16 protein-coding genes are annotated in these 20,264 nt (G+C 72.0%); 10 read left to right on the top strand and 6 right to left on the bottom strand.

The features are described from left to right. Positions 1-558: 558 nt before the first annotated feature. The 5 genes from ACZ4VA_RS28015 to ACZ4VA_RS28035 all read left to right on the top strand — a co-directional run bounded on the left by ACZ4VA_RS28015 (position 559) and on the right by ACZ4VA_RS28035 (position 7,644). Complete coding sequence (locus ACZ4VA_RS28015; protein WP_355788972.1) at positions 559-1,911, top strand: ABC transporter substrate-binding protein; 1,353 nt, start codon at positions 559-561, stop codon at positions 1,909-1,911. An 8-nt stretch (positions 1,912-1,919) separates the two neighbouring features. Next, the gene (locus ACZ4VA_RS28020; RefSeq protein ID WP_355788969.1) at positions 1,920-2,888 is read left to right on the top strand and encodes a carbohydrate ABC transporter permease; all 969 of its coding nucleotides are present in this window, start codon (positions 1,920-1,922) and stop codon (positions 2,886-2,888) included. After that, positions 2,885-3,760, top strand: a complete 876-nt coding sequence (locus ACZ4VA_RS28025; protein WP_355788966.1) for a carbohydrate ABC transporter permease — start codon at positions 2,885-2,887, stop codon at positions 3,758-3,760. Before ACZ4VA_RS28020 ends, ACZ4VA_RS28025 begins: the two co-directional genes overlap by 4 nt. 39 nt (positions 3,761-3,799) lie before the next feature. Continuing rightward, positions 3,800-5,410, top strand: coding sequence for a glycoside hydrolase family 13 protein (locus tag ACZ4VA_RS28030; protein ID WP_355788963.1), 1,611 nt, complete (start codon positions 3,800-3,802; stop codon positions 5,408-5,410). Between the two features lie 65 nt (positions 5,411-5,475). Further along, the gene (locus ACZ4VA_RS28035) at positions 5,476-7,644 is read left to right on the top strand and encodes a discoidin domain-containing protein (RefSeq protein WP_468082892.1); all 2,169 of its coding nucleotides are present in this window, start codon (positions 5,476-5,478) and stop codon (positions 7,642-7,644) included. Between the two features lie 146 nt (positions 7,645-7,790). Here the strand turns inward: ACZ4VA_RS28035 and ACZ4VA_RS28040 are convergent, their stop codons facing one another. From ACZ4VA_RS28040 to ACZ4VA_RS28050, 3 genes are read right to left on the bottom strand one after another with little or no spacing between them, the layout of a single operon-like run. Beyond that, positions 7,791-8,729 carry a PDR/VanB family oxidoreductase gene (locus ACZ4VA_RS28040; protein WP_356166273.1) on the bottom strand — a complete coding sequence of 313 codons (939 nt, stop codon included), beginning with the start codon at positions 8,727-8,729 and terminating at the stop codon, positions 7,791-7,793. Then, entirely contained in the window at positions 8,726-8,896 is a 171-nt protein-coding gene (locus ACZ4VA_RS28045) for a hypothetical protein (RefSeq protein WP_468082894.1), read from the bottom strand. Before ACZ4VA_RS28045 ends, ACZ4VA_RS28040 begins: the two co-directional genes overlap by 4 nt. Then, complete coding sequence (locus ACZ4VA_RS28050; protein ID WP_356166269.1) at positions 8,893-9,957, bottom strand: aromatic ring-hydroxylating dioxygenase subunit alpha; 1,065 nt, start codon at positions 9,955-9,957, stop codon at positions 8,893-8,895. Before ACZ4VA_RS28050 ends, ACZ4VA_RS28045 begins: the two co-directional genes overlap by 4 nt. Before the next feature lie 272 nt (positions 9,958-10,229). On the opposite strand from ACZ4VA_RS28050, the gene ACZ4VA_RS28055 reads away from it, so the two are divergent. The 4 genes from ACZ4VA_RS28055 to ACZ4VA_RS28070 all read left to right on the top strand — a co-directional run bounded on the left by ACZ4VA_RS28055 (position 10,230) and on the right by ACZ4VA_RS28070 (position 16,345). Continuing rightward, positions 10,230-11,147, top strand: a complete 918-nt coding sequence (locus ACZ4VA_RS28055; protein WP_468082896.1) for a DUF6891 domain-containing protein — start codon at positions 10,230-10,232, stop codon at positions 11,145-11,147. A gap of 508 nt (positions 11,148-11,655) precedes the next feature. Beyond that, positions 11,656-12,639 carry a pyridoxal-phosphate dependent enzyme gene (locus ACZ4VA_RS28060; protein WP_468082898.1) on the top strand — a complete coding sequence of 328 codons (984 nt, stop codon included), beginning with the start codon at positions 11,656-11,658 and terminating at the stop codon, positions 12,637-12,639. 666 nt (positions 12,640-13,305) lie between these two features. Further along, positions 13,306-15,357, top strand: a complete 2,052-nt coding sequence (locus tag ACZ4VA_RS28065) for a phosphocholine-specific phospholipase C (RefSeq protein ID WP_452921973.1) — start codon at positions 13,306-13,308, stop codon at positions 15,355-15,357. A 52-nt stretch (positions 15,358-15,409) separates the two neighbouring features. Beyond that, positions 15,410-16,345, top strand: a complete 936-nt coding sequence (locus ACZ4VA_RS28070) for an LURP-one-related family protein (RefSeq protein ID WP_356166261.1) — start codon at positions 15,410-15,412, stop codon at positions 16,343-16,345. 132 nt (positions 16,346-16,477) lie between these two features. Here the strand turns inward: ACZ4VA_RS28070 and ACZ4VA_RS28075 are convergent, their stop codons facing one another. Beyond that, entirely contained in the window at positions 16,478-17,422 is a 945-nt protein-coding gene (locus tag ACZ4VA_RS28075; protein ID WP_356166258.1) for a DMT family protein, read from the bottom strand. After that, positions 17,419-18,291 (bottom strand): phosphatase PAP2 family protein, encoded by an 873-nt coding sequence (locus tag ACZ4VA_RS28080; protein WP_468082900.1) that lies wholly within the window; start codon positions 18,289-18,291, stop codon positions 17,419-17,421. The genes ACZ4VA_RS28075 and ACZ4VA_RS28080 overlap by 4 nt, the downstream gene beginning before the upstream one ends. A gap of 231 nt (positions 18,292-18,522) precedes the next feature. Here ACZ4VA_RS28080 and ACZ4VA_RS28085 point away from each other — a divergent pair, with 231 nt between their 5' ends. Next, entirely contained in the window at positions 18,523-19,134 is a 612-nt protein-coding gene (locus tag ACZ4VA_RS28085; protein ID WP_355785378.1) for a TetR/AcrR family transcriptional regulator, read from the top strand. 156 nt (positions 19,135-19,290) lie between these two features. Here the strand turns inward: ACZ4VA_RS28085 and ACZ4VA_RS28090 are convergent, their stop codons facing one another. Next, positions 19,291-20,235, bottom strand: coding sequence for a DUF2510 domain-containing protein (locus ACZ4VA_RS28090; protein ID WP_389391616.1), 945 nt, complete (start codon positions 20,233-20,235; stop codon positions 19,291-19,293). Positions 20,236-20,264: the final 29 nt, after the last annotated feature.

Raw genomic sequence — 20,264 nt, forward strand, 5'->3', positions numbered from 1 at the left:
GTGACCTGGAGGCCGGCACGCGGCTGACCCGGGAGTGGCGGGAAGGCCGGCGTCCGGCTTCCTCGGGAGTGGCCAGGAGGCCGGCGTCGGCTTCTTTGGGAGTGGCCGGGGCCTACGTCCCGCTTCCCAGGAAGTGACCGAGGGTTCGCCGTGTGGCCGCCCCGCGGCTGACGAGCCGATCCGCAGGCCGGTCGCGCAGCCGACCGCGACCGGAGTCGGCACTCGCGGCCACACACCACCACCGTCGCGGTGCGCGCATGCCGGCCCGCCCACGGGTCGGCCGGTGTCCCGCGCCCACGGCCGCGCCCGCAGCCGTGGCGCTTTGCGGCGCCCGGCAGCGCGGGTGCGCGCGCCGCGCAAACGCCGTACCGGCCTGGGCGTCCTACGTGCAAGCGGAACGCCGTGGAGATCCACGCCGCTGTCAAATAATTACGGATTCTGCGCGAGATATTGCGGACCGATGTCGGTGGTGCTTGAGTTTGCGGCGCCAGACACGGCCGCACACCGCCCGGTGTGCCGCCGTGGGCCTTCCACGCGCCTGCCCAAAGGGGTCCACCGATGAGAAGCACCGGGTTCCGCCGTACCTGTACCGCACTCGTGGCCTCGGCCCTCACGCTCACCGCCGTGAGCGCCTGCGGTTCCGACGACGACAACGCCGCGGGCGGCAAGACCCGCATCACCGTCAACTGCATGCCGCCCAAGAGCGCCAAGGTCGACCGCTCGTTCTTCGAGGCCGACATCAAGGCCTTCGAGAAGCAGAACCCGGACATCGACGTCGTCGCCCACGACGCCTTCCCGTGCCAGGACCCCAAGACCTTCGACGCCAAGCTCGCCGGCGGTCAGATGGAGGACGTCTTCTACACGTACTTCACCGACGCCCGGCACGTCGTCGACATCAACCAGGCCGCCGACCTGACGCCGTACGTGAAGGACCTCAAGAGCTACGACACCATCCAGCAGCAGCTGCGCGACATCTACACCGTCGACGGCAAGGTCTACGGCATCCCGCGCACCGGCTACTCGATGGGCCTCATCTACAACAGGAAGCTCTTCGAGAAGGCGGGCCTCGACCCCGACAAGCCCCCGGCGACCTGGGAGGAGCTGCGCGCCGCCGCCAAGAAGATAGCCGGGCTCGGCGACGGCACCGTGGGCTACGCCGACTACAGCGCCCAGAACCAGGGCGGCTGGCACTTCACCGCCGAGATGTACTCCCAGGGCGGGAACGTGGTCAGCGAGGACGGCAAGAAGGCCACCGTCGACACCCCCGAGGGCAAGGCCGTCCTGCAGAACCTCAAGGACATGCGCTGGTCCGACAACTCGATGGGCAGCAAGCAGCTCCTCGTCATCAACGACGTGCAGCAGCTGATGGGTTCGGGCAAGCTCGGCATGTACCTCTCCGCGCCGGACAACATCCCGATCCTGGTGAAGGAGAAGGGCGGCAACTACAAGGACCTGGCGCTCGCCCCGATGCCCGGCGGCAAGGGCACGCTCATCGGTGGCGACGGCTACATGTTCAACAAGAAGGACACCCCGGCGCAGATCAAGGCCGGCCTCAAGTGGCTCGACCACATGTTCCTGACGCCCGGAGACGGCTTCCTCGGCGACTACGCCCGCGCCAAGAAGAACGACGCCCCGGTCGGCCTGCCCGAGCCGCGGCTGTTCACCGGCGCCGCCGACGCCAAGGACCAGGAGGTCAAGAAGGCCAACGCCAACGTGCCGGTGGAGAACTACCAGGCCTTCCTCGACGGCAACCAGAGCCTGGAGATGAAGATCGAGCCGCCGCAGGCCCAGCAGATCTACTCCGTCCTGGACGGCGCCGTCTCCGCGGTGCTCACCAAGAAGGACGCCGACGTCGACAAGCTGCTGAAGGACGCCTCCGGCAAGATCGACTCCATTCTGGCCCGAGGCTGACACCGTTCATGAAGACCGCATCGAAGCCCCCCGTCTCACCTCCGGCCGCCCTCGGCGTGCCGGAGGTGGCGCGGCCGGCCGGGCGCCGGACGGGGAGTCCGTGGCGCCGGCGCCTGGCCGACCAGTCGCGCGCGTACGCCTTCCTGATCGGCGGGCTGCTCTGCTTCGCGCTGTTCTCCTGGTACCCGGCGATCCGCGCCGTCGTGATCGCCTTCCAGAAGTACACGCCGGGAACAGGCGCGGAGTGGGTCGGCACCGCCAACTTCACCCGGGTTTTCCACGACCCCGAGTTCTCGGCCGCCTGGCGCAACACCCTCACCTTCACCCTGCTCGCCCTCCTCGTCGGCTTCGCCGTCCCCTTCGTGATGGCACTCGTCCTGAACGAACTCCGGCACGCCAAGGCCTTCTTCAGAGTCGTCGTCTACCTGCCGGTGATGATCCCGCCGGTGGTCAGCGCGCTGCTGTGGAAGTGGTTCTACGATCCCGGAGCGGGCCTCGCCAACGAGGCGCTGCGCTTCCTGCACCTGCCGACCTCGAACTGGTCCAACGGCGCCGACACCGCGCTCGTCTCCCTCGTGATCGTCGCCACCTGGGCCAACATGGGCGGCACCGTCCTGATCTACCTGGCCGCGCTCCAGGGCATCCCGGGAGAGCTGTACGAGGCCGCCGAACTGGACGGCGCGAGCCTGCTCCAGCGCATTCGGCACGTGACGATCCCGCAGACCCGCTTCATCATCCTCATGCTGATGCTGCTTCAGATCATCGCCACGATGCAGGTCTTCACCGAACCCTTCGTGATCACGGGCGGCGGCCCCGAGAACGCCACCGTCACCGTGCTGTACCTGATCTACAAGTACGCGTTCCTCTACAACGACTTCGGCGGCGCCTGCGCGCTCAGCGTCATGCTGCTCGTGCTGCTCAGCGTGTTCTCCGCCGGGTACCTGAGGCTGACCCGCTCGGGAGGCGACGACTCATGAGCACCCGCACACTGGTCTCGCCCCTCACCCTCGCCCGCCCCCGCGGCCGGGCCGTCTACTGGACCGTCTTCACCGGCGTGGTCCTGCTGTTCGCGCTCGCCTTCCTCTTCCCCGTCTACTGGATGGTCTCCGGCGCGATGAAGTCGCCGGACGAGGTGGTGCGCACCCCGCCCACCCTCGTGCCCGAGCACTGGAGCCTGAGCGGCTACACCGACGCCTGGGACCTGATGGACCTGCCCACACACCTGTGGAACACGGTCGTCCAGGCCACCGGCGCCTGGATCCTGCAACTCGTGTTCTGCACGGCCGCCGCCTACGCGCTGTCCAAACTGAAGCCGGCGTTCGGCAACGTGATCCTCGGCGGCATGCTGGCCACCCTGATGGTCCCGGCCCAGGCCCTGGTCGTTCCGAAGTACCTCACGGTCGCCGACCTGCCGCTGATCCACACCAGCCTGCTCAACGACCCGCTCGGCATCTGGCTGCCCGCCGTGGCCAACGCCTTCAACCTCTACCTCCTCAAGCGCTTCTTCGACCAGATCCCGCGCGACGTCCTGGAGGCCGCCGAGATCGACGGCGCCGGCCGGCTGCGCACCCTGTGGTCGATCGTGCTGCCCATGTCCCGGCCGGTGCTGGGAGTCGTGTCGATCTTCGCGCTCGTGGCGGTCTGGCAGGACTTCCTCTGGCCGCTGATGGTCTTCTCCGACACCGACAAGCAGCCCATCAGCGTGGCCCTCGTCCAGCTGTCGCAGAACATCCCGCTGACCGTGCTCATCGCCTCCATGGTGATCGCCAGCATCCCCATGGTCCTGATGTTTCTGGTGTTCCAGCGGCACATCATCGCCGGTATCAGCGCGGGCAGCACCAAGGGCTGACGCCACCCCCCTGAACGGCTTCACAGAAAGGTAGGCACAGTGGGACAGCCTTCCCCTGCCCGCACGCAGGACGAGTGGTGGCGCTCCGCCGTCATCTACCAGGTGTACGTCCGCAGCTTCGCGGACGGCGACGGCGACGGCACCGGCGACCTCGCGGGCGTCCGCGCCAGACTCCCGTACCTCGCGGAACTCGGCGTGGACGCCCTGTGGTTCAACCCCTGGTACCTGTCACCCCTGGCCGACGGCGGCTACGACGTCGCCGACTACCGGGTCATCGACCCCGCCTTCGGCACCCTCGCCGAGGCGGAGAAACTCATCGCCGAGGCACGCGAACTGGGCATCCGCACCCTCGTCGACATCGTGCCCAACCACGTCTCCGACCAGCACCCCTGGTTCCGCGCCGCCCTCGCGGCGGGCCCCGGCAGCCCGGAGCGGGAGCTGTTCCACTTCCGGCCCGGACGCGGCGAGCACGGCGAACTCCCGCCCAACGACTGGCCGTCGCAGTTCGCGGGCTCGGCCGAACCCGTGTGGACCAGGCTGCCCGACGGCGACTGGTACCTCCACCTGTTCACCCCCGAGCAGCCCGACCTCAACTGGGCGCACCCGGCCGTCCGGCAGGAGCACGAGGACGTGCTGCGCTTCTGGTTCGAGCGCGGTGTGGCCGGCGTCCGCATCGACTCCGCGGCGCTGCTCGCCAAGGACCCGGAGCTGCCCGACTTCGTCGAGGGCCAGGGCCCCCACCCGTACGTCGACCGCGACGAACTCCACGACATCTACCGCTCCTGGCGGGCCGTCGCCGACGCCTACGACGGCATCTTCGTCGGCGAGGTGTGGCTGCCCGACACCGAGCGCTTCGCCCGCTACCTGCGCCCCGACGAACTGCACACCGCCTTCAACTTCTCCTTCCTGTCCTGCCCCTGGGACGCGGCCCGGCTGCGCACCTCCATCGACGAGACGCTCGCCGAGCACGCCCCGGTCGGCGCACCCGCCACCTGGGTGCTGTGCAACCACGACGTGACCCGCACGGTGACCCGCTACGGCCGCGCGGACACCGGCTTCGACTTCACGGCCAAGGCCTTCGGCACGCCCACCGACCTCGCCCTCGGCAGCCGGCGCGCCCGCGCCGCCGCCCTGCTCTCGCTGGCCCTGCCCGGCGCCGTCTACGTCTACCAGGGAGAGGAACTCGGCCTGCCCGAGGCGGAGATACCGCGGGAGCACATCCAGGACCCGATGCACCACCGCTCCGGCGGGACCGACCCGGGCCGCGACGGCTGCCGGGTACCGCTGCCCTGGCAGGCCGACGCGCCGTACGCGGGATTCGGCGGCGAGCCCTGGCTCCCGCAGCCCGCGGACTGGCCCGCGTACGCGGCCGACCGCCAGGCCCAGGACCCGGACTCGATGCTGAGTCTGTACCGCGAGGCGCTCCGCGTCCGCCGCACCCGGCCCGGCTTCGGTGACGGCCCGCTCACCTGGCTGCCCGCACCCGACGGCGTCCTCGCCTTCGCCCGCGGGGACGACACGCTCTGCGTGGTCAACCTCTCGGACCAGCCGGCCCGACTCCCCCCGCACAGCGAGCTGCTGCTCGCCAGCGACGCCCTGGACCCCGAAGGGCGCCTGCCCCGCGACACGGCGGCCTGGCTGCGCGCCTGACACCGCAGCCCGGCCGCCGCACCACCCCGCTATCCCGGCACCCCCACCACGAAAGGGATCAGCACATGTCCAGATCCGTCAGGCGCATGTCGACCACGGCGGCCGTCGCCGTCGCCCTCGCCGCCGGCATGCTCGGCGCCGGCCCGGCGCACCCGGCAGCCTCCGCCGCTGGGGCCGACCTGCCCTTCACCTCGGTGGAGGCCGAGTCCGCCGCCTCCACCGGCACCCGCATCGGCCCCGACTACACGCAGGGCACCCTCGCCTCCGAGGCGTCCGGGCGCCAGGCTGTCCGGCTGGCCGCGGGGCAGCGCGTCGAGTTCACCGTGCCGCGCGCGGCCAACGCCGTCAACGTCGCGTACAGCGTGCCCGACGGCCAGTCCGGCACCCTCGACGTCTACGTGAACGGCACCAAGCTCGCCAAGCCGCTCACCGTCACCTCCAAGTACTCCTACGTCGACACGTCCTGGATCGCGGGCGCCAAGACCCACCACTTCTACGACAACGCCCGGATGCTCCTCGGGCGCAGCGTGGCCGCCGGTGACAAGATCGCCTTCCAGGCCGTCTCCACGCAGGTCACCGTCGACGTCGCCGACTTCGAGCAGGTGGCCGCGGCGGGCGGCAGACCCGCCGGATCGGTGTCCGTCACCGACAAGGGCGCCGACCCCAGCGGCCAGGGCGACTCGACCCAGGCCTTCCGGGACGCGATCTCCGCCGCCCGGGGCGGAGTCGTCTGGATCCCGCCGGGCGACTACCGGATCACGTCCTCCCTCAGCGGCGTCGCGAACGTCACCCTCCAGGGGGCGGGCAACTGGCACTCGATCGTGCACACCTCCCGCTTCATCGACCAGACGAGCTCCTCCGGAGGCGTCCGCCTCAAGGACTTCGCCGTCGTCGGCGAGGTCACCGAACGCGTCGACTCCAACCCGGACAACTTCGTCAACGGCTCCCTCGGGCCGAACTCCAGCGTCTCCGGGATGTGGATCCAGCACCTCAAGGTCGGGCTCTGGCTGACCGGCAACAACGACAACCTCGTCGTCGAGAACAACCGCATCCTCGACACCACGGCCGACGGCCTCAACCTCAACGGGAACGCCCGCGGCGTCCGCGTCCGCAACAACTTCCTGCGCAACAACGGCGACGACGCGCTCGCCATGTGGTCCCTCTACGCGCCGGAGACCGACAGCAGCTTCGAGAACAACACCATCACCCAACCGAACCTCGCCAACGGCATCGCCGTCTACGGCGGCACCGACATCGCCGTCAAGAACAACCTGGTCGCCGACACCAACGCCCTCGGCAGCGGTATCGCGATCTCCAACCAGAAGTTCCTCGACCCCTTCTCCCCGCTCGCCGGAACCATCACCGTCTCCGGGAACACCCTCGTGCGCACCGGGGCGATGAACCCCAACTGGGGCCACCCGATGGGTGCGCTGCGCGTCGACTCCTACGACAGCGCGATCGAGGCGAACGTCAACATCACGGGGACCACCGTCACCGACAGCCCCTACAGCGCCTTCGAGTTCGTGTCGGGCGGCGGCCGGGGTCTCGCCACCAGGAACATCACGGTCGACGGCGCCACCGTGAACAAGGTCGGCACGGTGGTGGTCCAGGCGGAGACACCCGGCGCGGCCAGGTTCAGCAACGTGCAGGCTTCCGGGGTCGGTGCGGCGGGCGTCTACAACTGCCCCTACCCGAGCGGCTCGGGCACGTTCACCCTCACCGACGGCGGCGGCAACTCCGGCTGGAGCAGCACCTGGTCGAACTGCTCCGCCTGGCCGCAGCCCGGTTCCGGGAACCCGGACCCCGACCCGGCCCGCAACCTCGCCAAGGGGCGCCCGGCCACCGCCAGCGGCTCCCAGGACGTCTACACACCCGGCAAGGCCGTCGACGGTGACGCCACCACCTACTGGGAGTCCGCCAACAACGCCTTCCCGCAGGACTGGACGGTCGACCTCGGCTCGGCGCAGCCCGCCCGCCGGGTGGTGCTGAAGCTGCCGCCGGCCGCGGCCTGGCAGGCGCGGACCCAGACCCTCTCCGTCCAGGGCAGCACCGACGGCTCCGCCTACTCGACCGTGGTCGCGTCCAAGGACTACCGCTTCGACCCCGCGAGCGGGAACACGGTGACCGTGAGCCTGCCGAGCGGCACGAACCTGCGGTACCTGCGGCTGCACGTCACCGCCAACACCGGCTGGCCCGCCGCCCAGTTCAGTGAGGTGGAGGCGTACCTGTCATGACCGTCGCGGTCGCCCCGCGCTTCGCCACCCGGATCCGCTCGTACACCCGGGTCCGCGGCTCGGCGAAGCGCGGGGCGCCCGTGGCGGCACCGGGGGTACGCCGCCGTCGACCGGGAACTGTGGCCGGGTGGCGGCGGACCCGCACGTCACAGGTCGAGGACGAGCCGCTTCCCGCGACACCGGGACACGCAGATGAGCATGGTCTCGCCCGCCGCCCGCTCCTCCTCCGTGAGAACCGAGTCGCGGTGGTCGGGGACGCCCTCCAGGACGTCCGTCTCGCAGGTCCCGCAGGTGCCCTCGGCGCAGGAGTAGAGCACCTCGACCCCGGCGGCCCGCACGGTGTCCAGGACGGAGACGCCCGCGGCGACGGTCAGGGTACGGCCGCTGCGCTCCAGGACGACCTCGAACGGACCGTCCTCGCCCGCCACTTCCGGGGTTTTGGGGCTGAAGCGTTCCACGCGCAGTCGCTCGGCCGGGCACAGCTCCTCGACCGCGTCCAGCAGCGGACCCGGCCCGCAGCAGTAGACGAGGGTCCCGTCGGGCGGACCGGCGAGCCCGCCGGCGAGGTCGAGCAGCCCCGACTCGTCCTGCGGGACGATCCGGACCCGGTCCCCGTACCGGGCCAGTTCCCCGGTGAACGCCATGGAGGCGTGCGTGCGGCCGCCGTACAGCAGGGTCCATTCGGCGCCCGCCCTCTCGGCGGCGGCCAGCATCGGGAGGATCGGGGTGATGCCGATGCCGCCGGCGACGAAGCGGTAGCGGGGCGCCGGTTCGAGGGGGAAGTGGTTGCGCGGGCCGCGTACCCGCACCCCGTCCCCCTCGCCGAGCCGGGCGTGCACATGGTCGGAGCCGCCGCGCCCGGCCGGCTCACGCAGCACCGCGATCCGCCAGCCGTGCCGGTCCGCCGGATCGCCGCACAGCGAGTACTGCCGCTCCAGCCCGGGGCCGAGCACCACGTCGATGTGGGCGCCCGGCTCCCAGGCGGGGAGTTCCGCGCCGTCCGGCCGGCGCAGGGTCAGGGCGAGGACGCCGTCGGCCACGGACTCCCGCCGGGCGACGACGACTTCGGTCTCGTACGGGGTCATCGGCCGTTTCCTCGGGGCGCGTGTCCTTCGGGGTGGGAGAGCATCCACTCCCACATCTCGACGGGGTCCTGGGAGGTGTGCCCGGCGCCGCAGTGGCAGGTGCCGTGCAGCAGGTCGGTGCCGGGAAGCCAGTCGACGCGGTAGACCTCGCCGGCCGGGGACGTCACTGGACCCTCTCCACGGGCTTGTCGCCCTCCTCGGCCAGCCGGGCGAGGATACGGCGGGCGGCGAGACCGCCGGTGTCGATGTTGATGCTGAGTTCCTGGTAGCCCGCGCGCTCCGAACCCAGCGCCTTCTGCAGCAGGTTGAGCGCGTCCACGTCCTGCATGACGACCTTGTGGTTGAAGTCCCGCAGGAACACGCTGACTTCGTCGTCGTCGCGCGCGAAGTCCCGGGACACCGCCCAGAAGTCGTAGACGTGTCCGTCGCCCGACGGCGTGATCGCGTACGTGATCTCTGTGTGGAAGCCGTTCGGGTCGCTGCCGTCCGCCTCGGGCAGCACCCCGACCGGCGCGATCCGGCTGTGCAGCAGATACAGGCAGGGCGCGTGGTACTCGATGTCCTGCCAGCGGGTGATCCGGCCCTCGATACCGGTCGAGCGGGCGTAGAACGGCGGGCACTCGGCGTCGTCCATGTGCCGGCTGACCCGGACGATCCCGGCGCCCTCGTCGACCTCGGTGGTGATGGGCGTCTCCGCGACCTCGGGGGTGCCGATGTAGCCGCCGTGCAGATAGGTCTCGTGGGAGAGGTCGAGCAGGTTGTCGACGAGGAGGCCGTAGTCGGCGTCGATCGGCTCCATGCCGCGGACGGTGACCCAGCCCGGGTCGGCGAGATGCGTCGCCCGGGGGATCGTGAGCGGGTCGGCGAGGGCCGGGTCGCCGATCCAGACCCACACCAGGGAATCCTGCTCGACCAGCGGGTAGGCGGCGACCCGGGCGGTGCGAGGGATGCGTTTCTGCCCCGGCACGTACACGCAGGCGCCCGTCGTGTCGTAGGTGAAGCCGTGGTAGCCGCACACGATCCTGTCGCCGTCGAGGCGGCTCTCCGAGAGCGGGAAGCGGCGGTGCACGCACCGGTCGGCCAGCGCGACGGCCGTCCGCTCGTCCTCGGTGCGGTAGAGGACGAGCGGCTCGCCCAGGACCGTCCGCCCGAGCAACTCCCGCCCGACCTCCTCGGAGTAGGCGGCGACGTACCACTGGTTCCTGGCGAAGGCGGTCATGTGCGGCATGGATGCGGCTCCCGTCTCTCGTGGTGGTGGCATCGTCGGGGAGCGCGTCGCGGGGCCGCAACGGCGCTTCCGTCTCGCGGAAGGCGTTCCGGGGACCGATTGGTCAGGGCGTGCGCGAGCCCGGTGCGGGGCGCGTTTCGCCCGGCGGCCCAGAAGGGCCGTGTGCCCGAGGCCCGGGGCGCGCTGCGTCTCCCCGCAGCCGCAGCCGCCGCGACTGGCGTGTGCCGGATGCCGGGAGTCCGGTTGTCAGTGCGGTGTGCCAGAGTCTGGGCATGCTCGAGATCGTGGTGAGGACGGAGGGCGCGCGGCGGCATGTCCGCGTGTCCGCGGAGGAACTGACCGGACTCGTCCGGCGCATCGGCGGGGGCGGCGACCGGTTCCTGGTGCTCCAGCGCATACCCGACCTGCCGGACGTCTTCGCCCAGGTCTGGCACGAGGACGGCGGCGACTACACGGTCGAGCACCGCGACGGCGCCGCCGACCGGCACTTCCAGGCGGCCGTCGGCCGTCGGGAGGACGTGATCGCGGTGCTGACCGGCTGGGCCCGGCAGGAGCCCGGATGGGACGCCGGTCCGGCGTGGTCGCCGCTGGACATGGGACCCGTCCGCGAGGTGCCGCCGCTCGACCTGGACACGGACGAGCGCGCGGAACTGGAGCGGCGCGTCCGCGAGGTGCTGGTCGGCGGCTACGCCACCCGCGCCGAGGTGGCGGAGACCGCCGAGGAGTACCTGGCCGGCGCCGACCGCCGGCCCGTGTCGCGCGTGCAGGCCGAGGCGCTGGCCGACCGGATGTGGCTGGAGCGGGTGGCCGAGCAGGCGGCCTGGGAAGGGGAGACCGACCCCGAGCGGCTCACACGTGCCTTCGGCGCCCTCCAGGACGCCGGCATCACCGCCCGCGAGAACTTCACGTGCTGCCGCACCTGCGGCCAGTCCGAGATCGGTGCCGAGGGCCCGGGCGACGCCCGTGGGTTCGTCTACTTCCACTCCCAGTGCACGGACTCCGCGGCGGCCGGCCAGGGCCTGATGCTCCTCTACGGCGGCTTCGACGGATCGCCGGAGACCACCCGGGCCGTCGGCCACGAGATCGTGGCGGCCCTGGAGTCCGTGGGTCTGCGCACCGACTGGGACCGTGACCCGAGCCGCGCCGTCACCGTCACGCCCCTCGACTGGCGCCGCCGTCTGGTCGGTTGACGCCTTTCGCCCCGGGCGGTCCGGCGCGTGCCGGTCACCCGGGTCCGGGACCTGTCCCGACACCGCTCCCGGTCCGGCGGTGTCCGGGTGGCACGGGACGGCGCTGCTTTCGCGGAGTGGAAGGGCGGAGCGGCATGATGGGGCGGTGTCCCGATCTTCCCCGCCGCGAGGCCGCACCGGCCGGCCACCCGCGGGTGCGTGCGCGCGGGGCCTGACGGCGGCCTCGCCGGGGCGTCGAGCGGCACGGCCGCCGGAAGCCGCCGATGCTTGGGTCCATCGCGAAGACCCGCGCCGGTACGTCGGTTCGTCGCGAAGACCCGCCATCGGCCCGTCCCGCTCCCTGGGCCCCGGGCCGCCGGCGACCGCAGGCCGCGCGGGACACGCGCTCCCGGGACTCCGGCCCACGTCGGCGACCTGCTCGCCGGGCCGTGTCGGCGGCTTGCTCAACCGGGACCCAAATCCCGACCTCAGACGGCCTGTTGAGGCCAAGCACAGTGAAAGGCCGGCCATGACCGCCAACGACAGTGGACCGATCACCGCTCCCCGGGTGCTTCTCGGCACCTGGCCGACCCCCTTGGAGGCGGCACCGCGACTGGCCGCGCACCTCGGGCTCGGTCCCGAGGACCTCTGGCTCAAGCGCGACGACCTCAGCGGACTGGGGGGCGGTGGCAACAAGGTGCGCAAGCTGGAGTTCAGCTGCGGCCAGGCCGTCGACCGCGGGGCGACCGTCCTCGTGGCGAGCGGCGGCGCGCAGAGCAACTACGCGCGGCTGACGGCGGCGGCGAGCAGCCGGCTGGGGCTGAAGGCGGTGCTGGTCCTGCGGGGGAACGGCCCCCAGGGCAGGACCGGGAACCTCAGCCTCGAAGGTCTGCTGGGCGCACGGGTCGTGTGGGCCGGTGACGTCGACGCCGCCGGCCTGGACCGGGCCGTGGCCGAGACCGCCGCCGAACTGACCGCACAGGGCGAGCGGGTCGAGGTGCTGCCCTTCGGCGGGAGCGACCGGAACGGGGCGCTCGGCTACCTCGAAGGCGGACGTGAGCTGCGCGGGCAACTGCCGGACGTGGAACACGTGGTCGTCGCGGGCGGCTCCGGCGGCACCATGGCCGGGCTGGTCGCCGCACTGGGCGCGGACCGGGTCCTCGGTGTGGACGTCGGCGCCGTCCAGGACCTCGGCGCGCGCGTCGCCGCCCTGGTGGGCGAGGTGTCGGACGGCGCCGTCGGACCGTCGGCGCTGCGCGTGCGCCACGACCAGGTCGGCGACGGATACGGGGTTCTCACTCCCGCGGCCTCGTCCGCGCTGGAGGCGGCGGCGCGGAGCGAGGGGGTCATCCTGGACCCGGTCTACACGGCCAAGGCCATGGCCGGTCTCGCGGCTGCCGTCGCGGACGGCGACATCCGGCCGGGCCGGCGCACCGTGTTCGTGCACACCGGGGGACTGCCGGGCCTGTTCGGGCACGACATCGCCGCGGAGCTGGCGCACCGGACGGCATGACCGACGCCGGCGGCACACGCGGCACGGCGGGCGAGCCCGCCACCCCGTCATCCAGGCGACCCGGCTGACCGAGCGGCCGTACCCAGGGCCCGCACGCGCACGTCGGCGCCGGGACGGCCGACACCGCGGCGATCGTGCGGCGTCGACGTGTGAGGGGGCGGTGACCTCGCCGGTCGAGACGTGGTCACCGGGACCGTCCCGGCCAGCCGGCTCGGTGGGCCGGCGGTCGGTCGCTTCGCGAGTCCAGGCGCTCCGGAGGGGACCCCTCCGACCCCGGCGTTGCAGTCGTCGCCCACCTCGCCGCCCCCGGCGTTCCAGCGGCAACTCACCGCGCCCGGCAGGGTGTGTGAGGCGTCGGCCACCCCGCCGACCCCGGCGTCTCAGTGGCCCGCCACTTCGGCCGCGTCGGCGTTCCTGCGGTCGGTCACCTCGGGCCTCCCGAAGGGCTCGCGGCACGCCCCAGGGGACGCTCACGGCGTCCGGAGTGACCCCCGTGCGCGGCCCCCAGCCACGGTGGCCGAAAGCGTTGGCCGCACGTACCGCTGTCTTTCACATGGATGCCACGCGACCCTTCCCTGACGTTTGGTGCTCTTGGAACACTCCATTCGCGCACGTTCCCTCAGCATCCGGCCATCCGCGCCCCGTCAGGACAGAGGTCACCCACACATGCCCCCAGTGAACCGGCGTCGCTTTCTTCAACTCGCGGGCGGCACAGCGGCGTTCACCGCGTTGTCCGACAGCATCGCCAAGGCCGCCTCGATACCCGCCGGGCATCGCAGCGGCACGATCGCCGACGTCGAGCACATCGTCGTGCTGATGCAGGAGAACCGTTCCTTCGACCACTACTTCGGCTCGCTGCGAGGGGTCCGCGGCTTCGGGGACCCGCGGGTGGCCACCACGTCGGGCAAGAAGCCGGTCTGGTACCAGTCGGACGGCACCAAGGACGTCCTGCCCTTCCGCCCTGACGCCGACGACCTGGGCCTCCAGTTCATCCAGGACCTCCCGCACGGCTGGAACGACGGACAAGCCGCCTTCAACAAGGGCAAGTACGACAAATGGGTGCCCAACAAGTCGTCCACGACGATGGCGTACCTGACGCGTGAGGACATCCCGTTCCACTACGCCCTCGCCGACTCCTTCACCGTCTGCGACGCGTACCACTGCTCGTTCATCGGCTCCACCGACCCGAACCGCTACTACATGTGGACGGGTTACACCGGCAACGACGGGAAGGGCGGCGGCCCGGTCCTCGGCAACGACGAGGTCGGCTACGACTGGACGACGTACCCCGAACGCCTGGAGAAGGCCGGGGTCTCCTGGAAGATCTACCAGGACGTCGGCGACGGACTGGACGCGAACGGTTCCTGGGGCTGGATCCAGGACGCGTACCGCGGTAACTACGGTGACAACTCGCTGCTGTACTTCAACCAGTACCGCAACGCCCGGCCCGGCGACCCGCTCTACGACAAGGCCCGTACCGGCACCGACGCCCGCAAGGGCGAGGGGTTCTTCGACCAGCTGAAGGCGGACGTCAAGGGCGGCAAACTGCCCCAGATCTCCTGGATCGTGGCGCCGGAGGCGTTCACCGAACACCCCAACTGGCCCGCGAACTACGGCGCCTGGTACATCTCCCAGGTCCTCGACGCGCTCACCTCCGACCCCGAGGTGTGGAGCAGGACCGCGCTGTTCATCACGTACGACGAGAACGACGGCTTCTTCGACCACGTCGTGCCGCCGTTCCCGCCGCAGAACGCCGACCAGGGCAAGTCCACGGTCGACGTCGGCCCGGACCTCTACCAGGGGGACGCGCGCCGTCCCGCGGGACCGTACGGGCTCGGCCAGCGCGTGCCGATGATCGTCGTCTCGCCCTGGAGCAAGGGCGGTTACGTCTGCTCCGAGACCCTCGACCACACGTCGATCATCCGCTTTATGGAGCGCCGCTTCGGGGTGCACGAGCCGAACATCTCGCCCTGGCGGCGCACCGTCTGCGGCGACCTCAGCTCGGCGTTCGACTTCTCCCGCAAGGACGCCCGCCCGGTCGCGCTGCCGGACACCGACGGCTACGAGCCGCCGGACCACGAGCGCCACCCCGACTACGTGCCGACCCCGCCCGCCAACCCCGTCCTGCCGAAGCAGGAGCGCGGTTCCCGGCCGGCGCGCCCGCTCAAGTACGCCCCGCTGGTGGACGGTTCGCTGGACGCGGCCACCGGCAGGTTCACCCTCGCCTTCGCCTCGGGCGCCAAGGCGGGCGCCGCCTTCCTCGTCACCTCGGGCAACCGCACCGACGGGCCGTGGAGTTACACCACCGAGGCCGGCAAGACCGTCGCGGACACCTGGAACTCGGCGTACTCCGGCGGTTCCTACGACCTCACCGTCCACGGGCCGAACGGCTTCCTGCGCACCTTCCGGGGGCCCGGCAAGGGCGCGGGACCCGAGGTGACCGCGCGGCACGCGGGCGACGACCTGGAGCTCACCTTCACCAACAAGGGCTCCAAGGCGGTGACTCTGCGGCTGGGCGACGGCTACGGCGGGCGGGCGCGGACGTTCCACGTGCGAGCCGGCGCGACCGTGAGGCACACCGTCGACCTGCGGGCGAGCAGGCGCTGGTACGACCTGAGCGTCACGTCCGAGGCGGATCCGGCGTATCTGCGCCGGTTCGCCGGACATGTCGAGAACGGTCGGCCGGGCGTCAGCGACCCAGCCCTGGTGACCGCCTGATGGTTACCCGGCCGCCCGTCCCCTTCCGTGCCGAGCGAGGTAGTGTGCCCCGGTGACCACGCATTCGAACACTCCTGCAGGTTGGTACCCGGACCCCCAAGGGGCGGCCCAGACGCTGCGTTACTGGGACGGCTCCCAGTGGACCCAGCACACCAACACCGACCAGCAGGGTCAGAGCACGCCGCAGGTTCCGCAGCAGGCGCAGGCGGCTCCGCAGCAGCAGGCGTACGGCGGTCAGCCGGCCCAGCAGCCGCAGCCCGCCTACGGCGGCCCGGTCCAGCAGCAGGGGTACGGGCAGCCGGCCCAGCAGCCCGCCGCGGGTCCCGACCCGCGTGTGCAGCGCCAGGTGCAGCAGCAGGCCGGGGTGGCCGGCGGCGCCGCCGGGGGCGGCACCCTGTTCACCGAGCCGGTCCTGGTGGTGAACCAGAAGGCCAAGCTGATCGAGCTGACCAACGAGTACAAGGTCATGGACCAGCAGGGCAACCAGCTCGGCTCGGTCGTGCAGGTCGGCCAGAACATGCTGAAGAAGATCCTCCGGTTCGTCTCCAGCCTCGACCAGTTCATGACGCACAAGCTGGAGATCCGCGACGCGTACGGTCAGCCGCAGCTGCTGCTGACCCGGCCCCGCAAGTTCCTGAAGTCGCGGGTCCTGGTGGCGCGTCCGGACGGGCAGCCCGTCGGCGAGATCGTGCAGCAGAACATGATCGGGAAGATCAACTTCGCGATCAACGCCAACGGTCAGCAGATCGGCGCCATCAAGGCGGAGAACTGGCGCGCCTGGAACTTCGCGATCGTCGACCACGCGGACAACGAGGTCGCCCGGATCACCAAGACCTGGGAGGGCCTCGCGAAGACCATGTTCACGACGGCCGACAACTACGTCCTGCAGATCCACTACCAGCTCCCCGAGCCCCTGCTGAGCCTCGTCGTGGCGACCGCCCTGACGGTCGACACGGCCCTGAAGCAGGACTCCCGCGGACTGGGATGACCCGCACGACACCCGCGACGGCGGCTGCGTGGACGCGAATGCGTCCGGCAGCCGCCGTCCGGCGTCTCGGTCCCGCGCCGACTCGGTCGTGTCCGCGAACTCCTGGTGGCCGGAGGGCTGTGCGGGCGCGGCCTACAGCCGGGTGAGGTGGCGCCTCGTGCGACGGGGCGGCTGGGGCACGAACGCGGGCTCGTACGCCGCCGACCCGGGCTCCAGCGCCAGCACCGCGGCGACGGGATGGTCGTCCGCGGGGACCGGCTCGGGTGCCGAACGCGACAGCGTCACCACGCCCCAGGCCGCGATCGCGGCGCCCGCCCCGGCCAACAGCACACCGACCGCGCCGTACTGGAGCCGCTCGCCCAGCAGGGAGAGGCCGATCGCCGCCGCGGCGACCGGGTTGGCCAGCGTCACCACGGCGAGCGGCGCCCCGAGTCCGCCCCGGTAGGCGGTCTGCGACAGCAGCAGGCCGCCGGTGGCGAACGCGGCGACCAGCAGCGCCACCACGACGACCTCGACGCTGAGCAGCGGTCCCGTGCGGTCCGTCGCGGCGACGGTGACGGTCTGGGTGAGGGCGGACGCGACGCCCGAGGCGAAGCCGGACGCGCCCGCGTGCCGCAGACCGGGCCGGGCGCCCGGCCGGGACAGGGCACCGATGACCACCGCCGTCGTGGCGGCCACGCCCAGCGCCTGGGGCACGCTCAGGATGTCGTCCGGCGCGGGGCCGGAGGCCGTGACGAGCAGGGCCGCGAGGCCGAGCAGGGTGAGCGCGGTGCCGCGCCACTCGACCGCGCTGACCCGGCGTCCGGCCACCCGCGCGCCGAGCGGCACCGCCGCGACGAGGGTGAGCGCGCCGAGCGGCTGCACCAGCGTGAGCGGCCCGTACTTGAGGGCCGCGACGTGCAGCAGGGCGGCGGACGCGTTCAGCGTCACGGACCACCACCAGGCGCTGTTGCCGAACAGGCGCAGGACGCCGGTGCCGGCGGCCTTGGCGGCGAGGCGCTCCTGGGCCACCGCCGCCGCGGCGTAGGCGACCGCGGAGAACAGCGACAGGACGACGGCGACGAGAGTGGCGCTCATCGTCCGGCCCCCACGAGTTCCGGCACGGAGTCCGTCTTCTCGGGGCCGCCGAGGTGGCGGGAGCGGCCGGCGGTCGTCACCGTCCGGTGCGGGAGGTGGATCACGGCGAGGGCGACGCCGAGCAGGGCGGTGGCCACGATCGCGTCGAGCCAGTAGTGGTTCGCCGTGCCGACGATGACCAGCAGCGTGAACAGCGGGTGCAGCAGCCACAGCCAGCGCCACCGTGACCTGGTGGCCACGATCAGGCCGACCGCCACCATCAGCGCCCAGCCGAAGTGCAGCGAGGGCATCGCCGCGAACTGGTTCGCCACCGAGTCGGTCGCGGGCCGCGCCCCGTACACCGTCGGCCCGTACACCTGCCCGGTGTCGACGAGCCGCGCCGCGCCGAGCATCCGGGGCGGGGCGAGCGGGAACGTGAGGTGCAGCACGAGGGCGGCGGCGGTGACCGCGGCGAGGACCCGGCGGGCCCACACGTAGTGCGCCGGGCGCCGCAGGTACAGCCAGGCCAGGAAGGCCACCGTGGCGGGGAAGTGCACGGTCGCGTAGTAGGTGTTCGCGACGTGCACGAGCGCGTCCCCGTGCAGCAGGGCGCGCTGCACGGTGCCCTCGCCCGGCAGGTGCGCGGCCCGCTCCCAGTCCCAGACGTGGCGGGCGTTGCGGAAGGCCTCGGCGGTGTGGCCGGTCGCCAGTTGCCGGCCGGCCTTGTAGACGACGAAGAGTCCGACGACGAGCAGCAGCTCGCGGACGAGCGGCGGGCGCGCGGAGGTGTCCCGCCGGGCGGGCTGTGCGGGGGTGGGCGCCGGACGCGGGTGCGTCCGGCGTACGGCCGCGTCGGGCGGCCGGTCTGCAGGCTCGGTCTGGGAATCCATCCCCCGGCCCCTTTGCTGACGGTCTTGCGTGGGGTGGTGCGTGGTGAGCCCAGGACAAGGCCCACTCCGGGGAGTGGGTCCTGTCCAGGACTCATCGATACGCCAGTGTACCGATACGACACTGTACCGATACGCCAGTGTACCGATACGTCTGCGTACCGGTACACTGGCGTCTCGATACACTGGACGAGCAGGTGCAGCGGACCCCCGACACGAGCGAGGAGAAGAGCCATGACGTCGCAGGCAGCGGAGGGACCGGAGACGGTCGTCGCCTCGCGCCGCTCCAAGATCACGCCGGAGCGTGAGCAGGAGTTCTACGACGCCGTGCTCGCCCAGATCCGCGAATGCGGGTACGAGGCGCTGACCATGGAGGGCGTGGCCGCCAGCGCGCGCTGCAGCAAGTCCACGCTCTACCGCCAGTGGAAGACCAAGCCCCAGTTCGTGGCGGCGGCGCTGCGGGCCAGCCGCTGTCCGCGGTTCCGCGGGATCGACACCGGCTCGCTCGCCGGGGACCTGCGCGCGGCGGCGCGCACCGCGGGGGACCGCTCGGGCGACACCCAGCTGCTCCAGGCGCTCGGCCACGCCGTGATGCAGGACGAGGAGCTCCAGAAGGCGCTGCGCGACGCGCTCGTCGAGCCCGAGGTGGCCGAGCTGAAGGAGATGATCGCCCGCGCCGTCGAGCGCGGCGAGATCGCCGCCGACCACCCGGCGCTGGAGTACATCCCGGCGCAGCTGCTGGGCGTCCTGCGGGTCCGTCCCGTCCTTGAGGGGCGGTACGCGGACGGGGACTACCTGGAGGGCTTCGTGGAGGCGGTCGTGATCCCGGCCCTCGGCCTGACCTGAGACTCAGGCCGCCGTCCGCGGGATGACCGGACGTCGGCCTGACCGCGCCGCACCGTGGGGACGGGGGCGGCGCGCACCCCGGCCGGGTGGGGTTCCTCTTGAGCGGAGGGGAGCCCCACCCGGCCGACTCATGTGCGGGCGGATCCGGCGCCCCGCCTACACCTTCTCGCCGTCGCCGCCGCCCGCCGCCTGCTTGATGCCCTTGGTGATCTCGTCGATGACGGTCGCCTTCGTACTGACGTCGACGCCGAAGCGCACGACGACCAGCTGCCCGGAGGCCGCCGGGGAGGGGAAGGCCAAGGACTGGACGTAGCCGTCGTCGCCCTTGCTCGTCACGACCTTCCAGCGGACCAGGTAGCCCTTCTGCCCGGCCACGGTCACCGCCTCGGAGGCCAGCTCCCGGTGCGAGGTGATCTTGCCGTAGGACGCGCCTCCGTAGGACTCCTCGGCGTTCTTGGAGATGTCCTCCTTGGCCGCGGCCTCGGGCTTGGTGGCCTTGAGCTTCAGGGCGAGCGCGGGCGCCGAGTACGCCCCGCCCTTGGTGCACACCTTCGAGGTGTCACCCGGGCACTTGTAGGAGTCGTCCGAGGTCACCGCGGCGCTCATCCCGCTCTGTCCGGTCCAGCCGTCGGGGACCGGGATCGCGATGCCGTTCAGCGCGTCGGTGGCGAATCCGTCCTCCGTGGGCGGCCTGCCCGACGCGTCCGGCGACGGTGTCCGGCCGTCCGGGCCGCCGGGAGGGCCGTCCTCGGAGCCGCCGTTGCCGCCCCGGTCGTCCTTCCCGCCCGGCGCCCGGGAGGCGGCGCTGGTGGTGCCGCCGTCGCCGTCGTCCTTCGTCAGCGCGTAGACGCCGCCGCCTATGCCGGCGAGCACCGCGACGGCGACGGCGACGGCTATGCCCGTGCGCAGCCGGCGCCGGGCCGGTGCGCCCGGCGGGGCCCCGGCCCCGGGCGGATAGGCCGGGGGACCCCAGTGCGGGGCCGACCCGGCGGCGCGGGTCTGGTCCGTCCATGCGTTGCCGTCCCACCAGCGCTCGGTGGGCGGACCGTCACTTGTCTGTCCCGGGTCGGGATACCAGCCGGGAGGAGTCGCCTGCGTCATGGTGCCCACCGTATGAGCCCCGGGTGAAA

Source organism: Streptomyces sp. NPDC028308 (assembly GCF_055565855.1).